Consider the following 13,600-nt stretch of genomic DNA (forward strand, 5'->3'; position numbering starts at 1 on the left):
GGGGAATGTTGATTAAAGTTTTTAAAGATATAAAAAAATAACAAGAGATGATTTTCTAGTCTTTTCTTGAATTAATGAGAGAACTTTGCGTTAGTGGCATAAGATGTTTTGCTCATTATTTTTTCAGCTTGCTGACATCAAATTTTGATTTTGCAAAAGCTCCTACCATAGCTTTTTTAGCTTCTTCATTATTATAATTGATGTTTACGCCAAAATCATATCCGTTGATTAATTTGTTGTACATAATTTGATTCAAAAGTACGCGATCACTGTCAGGAGCATAAATTGTAATGTAAAAAGTATTGAATTCAATGCCACCAATAATTTCCTTACCGGAAGAAGTATCAGCCTTAATGCGATTGTCAAGATACGTCTGGTAAATTAAACTTTGAAGCATTTTGTTGTTTTTTTGATATTCCCCAGGATATTCTTCTTGGACGGGTTCAGAAGTAGAAGCAAAGAAGTTGAATTTATCCTTTTGAAAACTAATAAGATGTTTTAGATTTTGCACATCCACTTTTTGACCCGATGTTTTTTCGATCGCTTTTTGGCCTTTTTCTTCATTTTCCGCTATTTGATCTTTTGAAACTACGGACCAGCCTTTTGGAATTTCTATTGTCCAGCCAATTTCGGGGCTTTTATAAATATCATTTTTCACATTTCCTTCATCAATATTTTTGTTTGGATCTTTTTGTCCGCAAGAAATGAATAGTATAAAAGAAAGTAGTGAAACGGTTTTAGTAATTTTTGTCATCCTGTTTTTGATTCGTTTATTTGTTGAAGATATGAAGAAATTGGTTTATGATTGTTTTTTTTTGAAAGAGCAAAGCCAATTTATTGAATGTAAAATTCAGTTTTATTTTTATTATTTTATTACGGGAAGCCGTAATCTGTTATTTGAGCCATTCCAAAAGTAAATATCTAAATAAAATTCTTGAAATTTGTATAGAACCGAAAATCAAGAAAGTATGAGCAGAATACATTTATTTGAATTTGAAGATCAACAATGGCTTCCGGAATTTATTAGAAATTATATGACTGATTTTTTGCAGTTTCTTTCGAATAAAACTGCAATGTATAAAGGAATAGTGCCAATAATTGAAAAAGGATTAAAAGAAAGTCATACCAATCAAATCATTGATTTGGCTTCAGGCGGTGGAAGAGGATTGATTTGGCTCAACGCCGAATTGCGAAAAAACAATCCCGATCTAAAAATCATGCTGACGGATTATTTCCCCAATATTCCTGCGTTCGAACATACCCAAAAACAAGCCAATAATTTCGATTTTATAAAAACTCCAGTCGATGCCAAAAATGTCCCTGAAAACTTGAAAGGACTCAGAACACAATTTTTGTCCTTTCATCATTTTAAACCGAAAGATGCACAGCAAATTTTGCAAAATGCAGTCGACACCAACAGTTCCATTGCGATTTTTGAAGGCCAGGAGCGAAGTGCCCCAAGTATTGTAGCGATGCTTCTTTCTCCAATTTCTGTTTTGCTGACAACGCCTTTTATCCGACCGTTTAAAATTGGCAGAATCATTTTTACGTACTTAATTCCAATTGTGCCGATTTTGGTTTTATGGGATGGCGTAGTTTCGTCTTTAAGAACCTATTCTGTTGAAGAAATGAACGAATTGATTTCTAAATTAGAAAACAAAGAAAGTTTTAATTGGGAAGTTGGAAAAGTGAAATCTGGACCTGCGAAGATTTTGTATTTCTTGGGAACTAAGAAATAATTTTACAGTAAACTGCTAGCGCGAGCGTCCCGCTCGTGAGCGTTCCAATTGGGTTTTGAATTTCTTTGTGTTCACGAGCGGGACGCTCGCGCTAGCGGGGGATCGTTGCTATTAATTAAGAACACTTCTTAGAGCGGGAAAAAAAATTATCTCCTTTTAATTTTAGATTATTGGGCTTTGTTTCTTTTTATTTTTTATATTTAAGTAAAATCTGGATATTAATAATTTTAAAAAAAAATAAAACCAGTAATCTTTTCTTTGATAAGTGTGTCGAATTAAGTACGTTTGATAAAATTCTATAATAGTGACAGATTTAAATAAAATTTATCTTTTTAGAATGTTACATATTGATAATATGGAACATGTGTTGCAATATGGAATTACTAAAATAGATTCTGTTAATGCAAATAAAAATTATAAAGCAATTGGTGATGGAAGCCTAATAAATAACCGTAGTTTTTTTTTTACTCCCAATGGAAAAACTCTCAGTAATTACATACCTTTTTATTTTTGGTATAGAATGCCAATGCTTTATGTCATACAAAAAGGTTTTAATGGAGTTCAAGCCACGTCGGCAGAAAATATAGTTTATTGTATCACTTCTGTTGCTCAAATAATTAATTTAGGTTTAGATTATATTTTTACCGATGGTCATGCAGTAAATTGTTTGAGTACTTTTTTTCTACCAAGTGAAATTACTAAAATTGAAGAAATAATTGATTTAAAGGTTATTAAAGATTCATATTGGAATGACCCTAAAGATTTGGATAAAAAACGACGCAAAGAAGCAGAGTTTCTTATTGAAAAAGACATACCTTGCGAAGCAATTGGAAGATATGCGGTATATAATCAACAGGCTAAAAATAAGCTTTTAGAATTAGGAATACCAGATGACAAAATTTTAATAAAAAGCGAATTCTATTTTTAATATGCTCAAATTTATAAAAGGAAATTTACTAGAAAGTGAAGCTGAGGCTTTAGTCAATACAGTAAACACTGTTGGTGTTATGGGTAAAGGTATTGCATTGCAGTTTAAAAATCAATTTCCAAATAATTATAGAGTTTATGCTAAAGCATGTAAAAATAATGAATTTCATATTGGAGAATTATTGGTTACTGAAGAGCAATCATTATTAGGAGGAAAAAAAATAATCATAAATTTTCCAACAAAAACCGATTGGAGAAAACCTTCAGAATATAACTATATCGAAAAAGGGATGATTGAACTCGTTAAGGTAATAAAAGATAGAAATATTAAATCAATAGCTATTCCCCCGTTGGGTGCTGGCCATGGTGGATTAGATTGGAATAAAGTAAGTCGATTAATGCAATATTATTTAAAAGATGTTGATGCTGATATTTCAATTTTCCAACCAAATGCTACAATTGAAGAAGTTTTAAAAAAAGAAAGAGTCAAGTTAACTCCTGCAAGAGCAATGTTGTTATCTGTTCTTTTTGAGTTGGTTAGGAATGGAGAATTTGTTTCAGAGTTTGCAGCAGAAAAAGTAGCATATTTTTTGCAAAAGTTTGGTGCTAAAGATGATTTTAAATTAGAATTTTCTGCAAATTTTTATGGACCATATTCAGGTAAAGTTAAACATGTTCTATATTATTTAAATGGAAGTTATATTACTGGATATAGTTCTAAAGATAAGAAGCCATTTGAGGAAATTGCTTTAAGAGCTAATACAGAACATGAAATAATTGAATTTTTAGATTTTCCTGAGAATAAAAAATATAAAGAAACTGTAGAGAAAACAAAAGCTTTCTTAAATGGATTTTATTCTTCTTTTGGATTAGAACTATTATCAACCATAGATTTTATTATTGAAAAAAAGAAAACTAAGTCAGAAGAAATAATTATAGAACATCTTGAACAATGGAGTGAAAGAAAGAAAACATTTTCTAAGTTTATAAGTATTGCTATGAAAAATTTCGAAAAGCATGATATGCATGTGAATAATTAAAAAATTTAAAAGCCACAAATTATATAATTTGTGGCTTTTAAATTTTTTGTGAAGAATAAATAGATTACCCCAAGAAACCCTTCAACTCCTCATAACTCTTAATCTTCACACTAACTTTCTCCTCATTAATAACACTCTCAATTTGAGCTGGAATAGGAAGCGTAATTCCTAAAGCAGGTTCAACAACATCCAAAAACTTAATAGGATGCGCCGTTTCTAAGAAAACACCAATGGCGTTAGGGTGTTTCTCCAATTCTTTTTTCAAACCTAAATAACCAACAGCGCCGTGCGGTTCTGCGATATAACCGTCTGTGTTATAGATTTTCTTTAGAGCAACTAATGTTTCTTCATCAGTATAACTATAAGAAGAAAAGTCTTTTTCGAAAGCTTTTAAATCGTTGTTGTACAATTCCTGAATTCTAATAAAGTTGCTTGGGTTTCCAACATCCATGGCGTTAGAGATGGTCGCTTTAGAAGGTTTCGGGTCGTATTTTCCGTTTTCTAAGAATCTTGGCACCGTGTCGTTTACGTTTGTAGACGCTACAAAATGTTCAATTGGCAATCCTAATTTCTTTGCCATAATTCCGGCGCAGATATTCCCGAAGTTTCCGCTTGGACAAGAGAAAACTAAAGGTTTGTTTTGGCTTTTCAACGCTTTATAGGCAAAGAAGAAATAAAACATTTGCGGTAACCAGCGCGCAATATTAATAGAATTCGCCGAAGTCAGGTTTTTGTGCGCCAAAGTTTCATCTAAAAACGCTTTTTTCACCATATCCTGACAATCATCAAAAACACCATCAACTTCAAGCGCTTTAATGTTTTGCCCTAAAGTAGTCAATTGTTTTTCCTGAATATCGCTCACTTTTCCTGACGGATATAAAATGACAACATCAACGCCATCAACGCCTAAAAATCCACTTGCAACAGCGCCACCTGTATCTCCGGAAGTGGCTACTAAAACGGTGTTTTTAGAATCTTTTTTGTCTTTATTGAAATATCCCAAACAACGCGACATAAAACGCGCTCCAACGTCTTTAAAAGCCATTGTAGGACCGTGAAATAATTCTAATGAATAGATTCCGTCTTCGACTTTCACAACAGGGAAATCAAAAACCAAAGTATCAGCAATGATTCTTTTTAAAATAATCTCAGGAATTTCGTCCCCTACAAATTGTTTAATGGCTTCGTAAGCGATTTTTTCGTCACTTAAACTTTCGATTTCATCAAAAAATGAAGGATCAAGCGGCGTAATGCTTTCTGGGAAATATAATCCTTTGTCAGTTGCTAATCCTTGTATTACAGCTTCTTGAAAAGAAACTTTTGGGGCATTATGGTTTAAACTGTAGTATTTCATTTTGTGTTTTTATTTTTAAACCATATAAGTGATATAAGTTAATATAATTGCATGCGCTTTTATTAAATGAACTTATGTCACTTATATGGTTAGTAATATTGCTTTTAAAGAATTCTTACACCGTCTGGATTGATCTTCGAAACATGAATCTCATAAGGTAAATTCATTTTTTCGTAAACGTCGCTCATGGCTTTGGCAATTTTTTCGGCGGTTTCTTTTCCTCTGCTTAAAGCGAAAATAGATGGACCGGAACCTGAAATTCCAGAACCTAAAGCGCCATTTTCGTAAGCCGTTTGTTTGATTAAATCAAATCCTGGAATTAAAACGCTTCGAACTGGTTCAACGATTTCATCATGAAGTGATCTTCCAATTAAATCATAATCTTTAGTGTAAAGACCTGCAACCAATCCGCCTACGTTACCCCATTGTGTGATCGCGCTTTTTAGGGAAACATTTTGTTTTAAAACCGAACGAGCGTCAGAAGTTTTCAACTCAATTTGCGGATGAACAACTGTTGCGTATAATTCCTCTGGACTGTCAATTCTGATGATATCCAAAGGCGAATAACTTCTTACTAAAGTAAAGGCGCCTAAAAGGGCAGGAGCAACGTTGTCGGCATGCGCGTTTCCGCTGGCTAATTTCTCGCCCTGCATCGCAAACTGAACCAAATCTTTACGAGAATATGGTCTTCCCAATAATTCATTAATCCCGAAAACCGCTCCGGCAGAACTTGCGGCACTGCTTCCGATACCGCTTCCGGCTTTTATGTTTTTATAAATTTCGATTTCAAATCCGAAGTCCAATTCGTCTAAAGTTTCCAACATGGCCAAAGCGGCAACTCCAGAAACGTTTTTCTCGGTTTCCAAAGGCAAATCGGCACCCACAATTTTAGTGATTCTAACTCCTTTTTGATCGACTTTTCGAACAATCATTTCATCGCCCGCATTGTCTAAGCAAAGTCCAAGTACGTCAAATCCGCACGAGAGGTTGGCAATTGTAGCGGGACAGAATAATTTTATTTCCATTTTTTTTAAAGTTTCTAAGATGCTAAGATTCTAAGATTTCTTTGCAGCTTTTTATTTTTAAGTTTCTGAGATTCTAAGTTTCTGAGATTCTAAGTTTAATTGAGAAAAGAACTTAGAATCTTAGCGACTCAGCATCTTAGCATCTTTTACACATTTCCAATTCTAATTACATCTGCAAAAATTCCAGAAGCAGTAACTGCAGCTCCGGCACCAGCTCCTTTGATCAATAAAGGCTGGTCTACATAACGATCTGTGTAGAACAAAACGATATTGTCTTTTCCTTCTAAATTATAGAAAGGATGATCTTTTGGAATAAATTGCAATCCAACGCTTGCTTTTCCATTTTCGAATTGCGCTACGTATTTCAATCTTGAATCTTTCGCTAAAGCTTCTTTATAAATAGCTTCGAAATGAGAAGCGTGTTTGATTAACGAAGCAAAGAAATCTTCATTGTTTGTCGTTGCTAAACATTCTGCTGGCAAAAACGATTCGTTTGCAATAGTATCAATATCCATTTCGTAACCGCTTTCGCGAATTAAAATCAAGATTTTACGAGCAACATCAACACCGCTTAAGTCGATTTTTGGATCTGGTTCTGTGAAACCTTGAACTCCGGCTTCTTTCACCACATCGTGGAAAGAATTGTTTTCGTCAAAATTGTTGAAAATAAAGTTCAAACTTCCTGATAAAACGGCTTGAATTTTATGCACTTTATCGCCAGATGCAATAAGGTTTTTTACAGTGTCAATAATTGGCAATCCTGCACCAACATTCGTTTCAAATAAAAACGGAGCGTTATACTGGCGAGATAAGCTTTTTAATTTTTTATAGTTGTCGTAAGCAGATGAACAAGCGATTTTGTTACAAGTCACAACCGCAATACTTTCTTTTAAGAATTTCTCATACATTTCAGAAACGCTTGCATTTGCTGTAATATCAACGAAAATGCTGTTACGTAAATTCAGTTCTTTGGCGCGTGCGATGAATTCTGTCGGAATTGCGGCTTCGCCTTTATCTAAAGTCGATTGCCAGTCTTTTAATGAAATTCCGTCTTCATCAAATACCATTTTTCTTGAGTTTGATAAAGCAATAACACGAACGTTAATCTTTAGAACATCTTTTAAGAATTTCTTCTGATTGTGGATTTGCTCTATGAATTTTTCGCCCACATTTCCAACGCCCATTACAAATAAATTCAGCTGTTTTGTGTTTTCTTCAAAGAAGTTTTCGTGCAATGTATTCAATGCTTTTTTAACGTCTCTTTCGTTAATTACAGTCGAAATGTTTCTTTCAGAAGCACCTTGCGCAATTGCACGAATGTTTACGTTGTTTTTTCCTAAAGTGCTGAACATTCTTCCGCTCAAACCTTGGTGATTTTTCATGTTTTCACCAACCAAAGCAATAATGCAAAGGTCTTTTTCTACATAACAAGGATCGATTTTGTTCTGCGCAATTTCGATTTCAAAAGCTCTGTTAATCGCAGCTTCGGCATTATCAGCATCCGAATTTAAGATTCCGATACAAATTGAATGTTCAGAAGAAGCCTGAGTAATAAAAATTACGTTGATTTTTTCCTGAGACAAAACTTCAAATAAACGTCTAGAAGAACCTGCAACACCAATCATTCCTGGTCCTTCAAGCGTTAAAAGCGAAATATTATCAATATGGCTGATTCCTTTTACAACAGTGTCTTTTGATACCACAGTGTCAGAAATCAAAGTTCCTACAGCTTCCGGCTCAAAAGTATTTTTGATTAAAATCGGAATATTTTTTCTTAAAACCGGCTGAATTGTTGGCGGATACAGAACTTTTGCACCAAAATGCGATAATTCCATTGCTTCTTGATATGAAATATTTGCAATTGGCCTCGCTTGTTTTACGATTTTTGGGTTTGCAGTAAACATTCCGTTTACGTCAGTCCAGATTTCTAATTGTTCTGCATCGATTGCTCCGGCAATAATGGCTGCAGTATAATCAGATCCGCCACGTCCTAAAGTCGAAGTGATTCCGTCTAAAGTCTGCGCGATAAATCCTGGAAGAATATTGATTTTTGAGTTGTTCGAAGCAAAATATTCCTGAATCAATTTATTTGAAACTTCAAAATTTACCGCAGCTTTTCCGAAGTTATGATCTGTTTTGATTAATTCACGGCTGTCTTTGTAAATCGCATCTTTGTCAATTTGCTGATACGCTTGCGCAATGATGAATGAAGAAAGCAATTCTCCGAAGCTTAAAATTGTATCAGCTGTTCTTGGAGATAATTCTCCCAAAAGGAAACAACCGTCTAATAAAGTTTCTAAATGATTGATGATTCTTTTTACATGACTTAAAAGACTGCTTTGTTCACTAACAGGAATAAGTTCTTTTAAAGTATCAAGGTGTTTTTTCTCGATTTCGGCAACAACTTCTCTGAAGCTTTCATCGTTTGCCGCCGCTTTTGCCGCTGCTAATTGCAATAAATCAGTTACTTTGCTTAATGCAGAAACTACAACAACTAATTGTTCTTTTTCAGCTTTTTGTTTGACGATTTCAAGAACGAGTTTTATATTTTGAGCATTGGCTACCGAAGTTCCGCCAAATTTTAATACTTTCATTTTTTTTGATATTTTTTAATTAGTTGCAAAGATTTTGAGTGACAAAGTTCACAGGTTATCAACTGTGAACTGAAACTGAAAACTGCAACTTTTTTTTCTTTGTAAATGTTTTTTATGTATCCAATAACTTTCTTCTTTCAAGAAAAAAGTATAGGTAACCTAGGATTATATGTAAAAATGTATACCCCTAAGGGGTAGTAGTTGTTGTAGTAGAAATAATGGTAGCAGCAATTGCAGTTCTAGTTTGAACTGTCATTGTAGATTGATATTTTGTGCTGTTACTTTTCATTTTTGATTTTTCAAAAGTACAGCTTTTAAGTAGGATTAAAAACTCCGAAAGGCTTTTTGCGAATATTTTAATAATTCAAATCTCAAAAAATCAATATTGAGTATTTGTTAAAATTAGACAAGCTAAATTGAAGTTTTGACATATTTAAGAATGCTTTTTTTGCTCGTAAACCTTATGCAATGAATTGGTTTTTAACGAAAATGTTGTTGAAAAATGTTGATTTTGGCGAAATTTTAGATTACTGAATAAATAAAACTGAAGAATTGACGGGATGCAAATTTTAATTATTGTGATAAAATGTTGCTTTTTAATATTGATTTGTTGAATTTTGACGTCTTAAATTTAAAATAATCATGAGAGAGATTCATTATATAAGTACTGAAACCATAACTTTAGAAACATTACAAGAAATTTTAGTTAATGATAAAACACTTGAATTATCTGAAGAAGCAAAAGTGAACGTTCAGAAATGCCGTGATTATCTTGACAAAAAAATGTCTACGCATTCTGCACCAATTTATGGAATCAATACAGGTTTTGGTTCATTATATAGTGTAAAAATCTCTAACGAAAATTTATCTAAACTTCAGGAGAATTTAGTGAAATCGCACGCTTGCGGAACAGGAGAAGAAGTTCCTGCAGAAATTGTAAAAATGATGCTTTTGCTGAAAATTCAATCTTTAAGCTACGGACATTCAGGAGTTCAGTTGATTACATTGCAGCGCTTGGTTGATTTTTATAATAATGATATTCTTCCTGTAATTTATACGCAAGGTTCACTGGGAGCTTCGGGCGATTTAGCACCTTTGGCACATTTATCATTGCCTTTATTAGGAGAAGGTGAAGTGCTTTTTGAAGGAAAAAAAATGGCTTCAGCTGAAGTTTTAAAACATTTTAACTGGGAACCAATTGTTTTGCAGTCAAAAGAAGGTTTGGCCTTATTAAACGGAACGCAGTTTATGAGTGCTTACGGAGCTCATATTTTAATCAAAGGTTATAAATTGTCTTATTTAGCCGATTTAATTGGAACAATTTCGCTTGAAGGTTTTGATGGAAGAATCGAACCTTTTAATGAATTGATACATTATATACGTCCGCACAAAGGACAAATTGTAACGGCACAGCGAATTGCAGAATTCTTAGACGGAAGCGAAATTATTGCTCAAGAAAAGAAACACGTTCAGGATCCTTATTCTTTCCGTTGTATGCCTCAAGTTCACGGTGCGTCAAAAGATGCAATTGATTATGTTAGAAAGGTGTTTAAGACCGAAATTAATTCGGTAACAGACAATCCAAATATATTTGCTGAAGCGGATCAAATTATTTCGGGAGGAAATTTCCACGGACAACCTTTAGCTTTAGCTTTGGATTTTATGGCAATCGCTTTGGCGGAATTGGGAAGTATTTCTGAAAGAAGAACCTATCAATTAATTTCAGGATTGCGTAATCTTCCTGCGTTTTTGGTTGATAATCCGGGATTGAATTCAGGATTTATGATTCCGCAATATACTGCAGCAAGTATTGCGAGTCAAAATAAACAATTGGCAACTCCGTCAAGTATTGATAGTATTGTTTCGAGCAATGGTCAGGAAGATCACGTAAGCATGGGAGCAAATGGAGCGACAAAAGCGTTACGGGTTTTAGATAATTTAGAGCGTATTTTGGCAATTGAATTAATGAATGCATCTCAGGCAATTGCTTATAGAGAGCCTTTAAAATCTAGTGATTTTATTGAAATGTTCTTAAGCAGTTACCGCGAAGTGATGCCTTTGGTAAAGGAAGACAGAATCTTGCATTATGATATTGAGAAGACGATATCGTTCCTGAATAGTTTCCAAATTGAAAACGATTTGTAAACAATGGCTTAACACTGCAAAATATTAATGAAGTAATTTTGCACTATCAAAAATATAAAAATGTCAATAAACAGTATTTTCCAATTTTTAGTGCCGAAAGACAAGAAATTCTTTCCACTTTTTGAAGAGGCTTCAAGCAATTTAATTGAATTAGCTTCTAACTTACACGAAGCTGTAAACCTTCCTTTGAAAGAAAGAGAAATTCTTTTTCAAAAGATTGACGAATTAGAACAAAAAGGAGAAGACATTACACGTCAGACCAATTTGGAATTGAGCAGAAACTTCATTACTCCATTTGACAGAGAGGATATTCACACATTAATTACTTCTATTGATAACGTTGCAGATTACCTTCACGGTGCTGCAAGCCGTATGAGATTGTATCAGGTTGATAAGATCACAAAATCAATCAGAAAAATGACAGAAATCAACCTTGAGGCTTGTCAAAACATCGATAGTGCTGTAAAAGAGTTGAGAAATTTACAGAACTTTAAAATCATTAAAGATGCTTGTGCCAGAATCAATAAACTGGAAAACAAATCTGATAATGTTTACAATAAAGCGGTTTTTGAAATTTTTGAAAACGAAACAGACGCTAAAAATATCATTAAATACAAAGAGGTATTATCTGTTTTAGAATCAGCAACAGATAAATGCAAGAGTGTTGCGAACATACTAGAATCTATTTCTGTAAAACATTCTTAATTTTTCAATCTGAAGTTATAATTTTATGACGATACTTATATTAATTATAGTATTAGCTTTAATTTTTGATTACATCAATGGTTTTCATGATGCGGCAAATGCTATTGCGACAGTTGTTGCAACAAAGGTTCTTACGCCTTTTCAGGCCGTTCTTTGGGCAGCATTTTTCAACTTTTTGGCCTATTGGGTTTTCGGGTTTGGTGTTGCAGATACGGTTGCAAAAACGGCACACACCATGGAAATCAACCTAGTGGTGATTCTTGCCGGGGTTATAGCGGCTATCTGTTGGAACTTATTGACTTGGTGGTTAGGAATTCCTTCAAGTTCTTCACATACACTTATTGGAGGTTTTGCAGGAGCTGCGGTTGCGCATGCTATTGCAGTTCACGGATTTTCGGGCTATGTTGGCGAAGATGGTGCTACACATTATTGGTACCAAATCGTAAGCTGGTACAAGGCTGGAAAAGATGGAGGAATGCCTTCAGGGGTTCTTATCATTATTGCTTTTATTGTTTTAGCACCATTATTAGGGGCTTTAGCATCGTATTTAATCTCGATCTGGTTGTTAAATGCTTCTAGAAAAAGCATTTGGCCAAAAATATTTACAGTAGGTTTGATGATTGCAACAATTTGGTTTGTTTATAGCCAAATGGTTCCTTATGACAAAATTGAAAAACCAAGATTTGATTCTCATTTTTGGAGTGTAGCTTTTGATGCTCATAATATTAAATGGTTCTTAGTTGCCTTTATTATATTAACGGTAAGTGGATTTTGCTTAATATTCAGTAGCTTAAATTTACACCAAGCTGATGCCGCTTTGAAAAAAATGCAATTACTTTCTTCTGCTGCTTTCAGTTTAGGTCACGGAGGAAATGATTCTCAAAAAGTAATGGGTATTATTGCTGCTGCTGTAGCGGTTTATATCAATACAAATCCAGGTGTTCATATGGATTCTTGGCTGGATGTTGTATTGCCAAATGATGATTTAGGCATCAAAGGTGTTATGCCGGGCTGGATTCCTTTAGCTTGTTATTCTGCAATTGCTGCGGGAACTTTGAGCGGAGGATGGAAAATTGTAAAAACAATGGGGTCAAAAATCACAAAAGTAAGCTCATTTGAAGGTGTTGCAGCTGAAACTGCTGGAGCTTTGACGCTTTATTTTACAGAGCACTTAAAAATTCCGGTAAGTACAACGCATACGATTACAGGTTCGATCATTGGAGTTGGATTAACCAAACGTGTATCTGCAGTTCGCTGGGGAGTTACGGTAAGTTTAATTTGGGCTTGGATCTTGACCATTCCTATTTCGGCTTTATTGGCTGGATTGATTTACTTTGTTTTAAGCGTATTTATTTAAAAGTAAAATGAATTTTATAAAATGTGAGATTAAAAAATCATGTTTTAGTGATATAAAAAAATCCGATTTCAAATTTGAAATCGGATTTTTTGCTTTTAGAATTTCTGCAAATTCTTTCTATTGTGTTTTCTTTTGTAATGTGTTTGTTTTAATTTTTTTTCATCTTCAGAAATAATACTGATTGTTCCGTCGATTTCAAGCATTGCTAATTTTACATTTTTAAAGAATTCTATGCCGTGTTCTCGCATGGCTTCTTTCAATTCTTCATCAGAAATATCAAGCTTGCTTAAAGCTTTAAAATCTAGTTTTCCGTCGTGGATCAAAACTTCAGGTTTGTCTAGTAACAAATCGGCGAAAAGCTTGGATTTATGGGTCAATTTTTTAATAATGAAATTGATTATGAATAAAATCAAAGCGGCGATTAATCCTCCAGTCAAACTCGTGTCTGGTCCGACCATTGCATTTTGCACGGAGTTGCTAATTAGTAAAATTAAAATTACATCAGCAGTGTTTAATTGAGATAGTTCTTTTTTGCCGAATATCCGTAAGGCAATCGTCATGAAAAAATAGACGGCAATACTTCTTAAAACGATATCTAGATATGGAAAGGTCATTTTTTTTTATTTTAAAGTTAAATAAAAAAGCTTTGTCAAAGTTTTAAAACTTTGACAAAGCTGCTAAAATATTGATCCGGAATTAAGTTGAAATGAACTT

The 13,600-nt window shown here is 33.8% G+C and carries 11 protein-coding genes; 6 read left to right on the plus strand and 5 right to left on the minus strand.

Annotated elements, in window-relative coordinates; genetic code table 11:
* Window positions 1–115 precede the first annotated feature (115 nt).
* Entirely contained in the window at window positions 116–754 is a 639-nt protein-coding gene (locus H600_RS0113650; protein ID WP_026729311.1) for a hypothetical protein, read from the minus strand.
* Between the two features lie 214 nt (window positions 755–968).
* Between H600_RS0113650 and H600_RS0113660 the strand changes: the two genes are divergently transcribed.
* The 3 genes from H600_RS0113660 (at window position 969) to darG (ending at window position 3,706) form a co-directional block, all read left to right on the plus strand.
* Complete coding sequence (locus H600_RS0113660) at window positions 969–1,739, plus strand: hypothetical protein (protein ID WP_026729313.1); 771 nt, start codon at window positions 969–971, stop codon at window positions 1,737–1,739.
* Window positions 1,740–2,043: 304 nt separating this feature from the next.
* A complete protein-coding gene (gene darT / locus H600_RS0113665) occupies window positions 2,044–2,667 on the plus strand; it encodes a type II toxin-antitoxin system toxin DNA ADP-ribosyl transferase DarT (RefSeq protein ID WP_157509922.1) in 624 nt (207 codons plus the stop codon).
* A 1-nt stretch (window position 2,668) separates the two neighbouring features.
* Complete coding sequence (gene darG / locus H600_RS0113670; protein ID WP_026729315.1) at window positions 2,669–3,706, plus strand: type II toxin-antitoxin system antitoxin DNA ADP-ribosyl glycohydrolase DarG; 1,038 nt, start codon at window positions 2,669–2,671, stop codon at window positions 3,704–3,706.
* A 64-nt stretch (window positions 3,707–3,770) separates the two neighbouring features.
* On the opposite strand, the gene thrC is transcribed toward darG, so the two are convergent.
* The 3 genes from thrC to thrA all read right to left on the minus strand — a co-directional run bounded on the left by thrC (window position 3,771) and on the right by thrA (window position 8,679).
* Window positions 3,771–5,060, minus strand: coding sequence for a threonine synthase (gene thrC / locus H600_RS0113675; protein ID WP_026729316.1), 1,290 nt, complete (start codon window positions 5,058–5,060; stop codon window positions 3,771–3,773).
* 104 nt (window positions 5,061–5,164) lie between these two features.
* Window positions 5,165–6,085 (minus strand): homoserine kinase, encoded by a 921-nt coding sequence (locus tag H600_RS0113680; protein ID WP_026729317.1) that lies wholly within the window; start codon window positions 6,083–6,085, stop codon window positions 5,165–5,167.
* 146 nt (window positions 6,086–6,231) lie between these two features.
* Window positions 6,232–8,679, minus strand: a complete 2,448-nt coding sequence (gene thrA / locus H600_RS0113685) for a bifunctional aspartate kinase/homoserine dehydrogenase I (RefSeq protein ID WP_026729318.1) — start codon at window positions 8,677–8,679, stop codon at window positions 6,232–6,234.
* 642 nt (window positions 8,680–9,321) lie between these two features.
* Between thrA and hutH the strand changes: the two genes are divergently transcribed.
* Genes hutH through H600_RS0113700 form a run of 3 tightly spaced genes read left to right on the plus strand, consistent with a single transcriptional unit; the run spans window position 9,322 to window position 12,886 of the window.
* Window positions 9,322–10,824 (plus strand): histidine ammonia-lyase, encoded by a 1,503-nt coding sequence (hutH, locus tag H600_RS0113690; protein ID WP_026729319.1) that lies wholly within the window; start codon window positions 9,322–9,324, stop codon window positions 10,822–10,824.
* A 60-nt stretch (window positions 10,825–10,884) separates the two neighbouring features.
* Complete coding sequence (locus tag H600_RS0113695; RefSeq protein WP_012024643.1) at window positions 10,885–11,529, plus strand: DUF47 domain-containing protein; 645 nt, start codon at window positions 10,885–10,887, stop codon at window positions 11,527–11,529.
* A gap of 25 nt (window positions 11,530–11,554) precedes the next feature.
* Complete coding sequence (locus H600_RS0113700; protein WP_026729320.1) at window positions 11,555–12,886, plus strand: inorganic phosphate transporter; 1,332 nt, start codon at window positions 11,555–11,557, stop codon at window positions 12,884–12,886.
* A 95-nt stretch (window positions 12,887–12,981) separates the two neighbouring features.
* On the opposite strand, the gene H600_RS0113705 is transcribed toward H600_RS0113700, so the two are convergent.
* On the minus strand, window positions 12,982–13,500 hold the full coding sequence (locus H600_RS0113705) for a DUF421 domain-containing protein (RefSeq protein ID WP_026729321.1): 519 nt from the start codon (window positions 13,498–13,500) through the stop codon (window positions 12,982–12,984).
* Window positions 13,501–13,600 lie beyond the last annotated feature (100 nt).

This window comes from Flavobacterium denitrificans DSM 15936 (genome assembly GCF_000425445.1).
Classification (GTDB): domain Bacteria; phylum Bacteroidota; class Bacteroidia; order Flavobacteriales; family Flavobacteriaceae; genus Flavobacterium; species Flavobacterium denitrificans.

Excerpts from the sequence above, each read along its gene's own strand:
- H600_RS0113650 (WP_026729311.1), bottom strand. The coding sequence starts at position 754 with ATGACAAAAATTACTAAAACCGTTTCACTACTTTCTTTTATACTATTC.
- H600_RS0113660 (WP_026729313.1), top strand. The coding sequence starts at position 969 with ATGAGCAGAATACATTTATTTGAATTTGAAGATCAACAATGGCTTCCG.
- darG (WP_026729315.1), top strand. The coding sequence starts at position 2,669 with ATGCTCAAATTTATAAAAGGAAATTTACTAGAAAGTGAAGCTGAGGCT.
- thrC (WP_026729316.1), bottom strand. The coding sequence starts at position 5,060 with ATGAAATACTACAGTTTAAACCATAATGCCCCAAAAGTTTCTTTTCAA.
- H600_RS0113680 (WP_026729317.1), bottom strand. The coding sequence starts at position 6,085 with ATGGAAATAAAATTATTCTGTCCCGCTACAATTGCCAACCTCTCGTGC.
- thrA (WP_026729318.1), bottom strand. The coding sequence starts at position 8,679 with ATGAAAGTATTAAAATTTGGCGGAACTTCGGTAGCCAATGCTCAAAAT.
- hutH (WP_026729319.1), top strand. The coding sequence starts at position 9,322 with ATGAGAGAGATTCATTATATAAGTACTGAAACCATAACTTTAGAAACA.
- H600_RS0113695 (WP_012024643.1), top strand. The coding sequence starts at position 10,885 with ATGTCAATAAACAGTATTTTCCAATTTTTAGTGCCGAAAGACAAGAAA.
- H600_RS0113700 (WP_026729320.1), top strand. The coding sequence starts at position 11,555 with ATGACGATACTTATATTAATTATAGTATTAGCTTTAATTTTTGATTAC.
- H600_RS0113705 (WP_026729321.1), bottom strand. The coding sequence starts at position 13,500 with ATGACCTTTCCATATCTAGATATCGTTTTAAGAAGTATTGCCGTCTAT.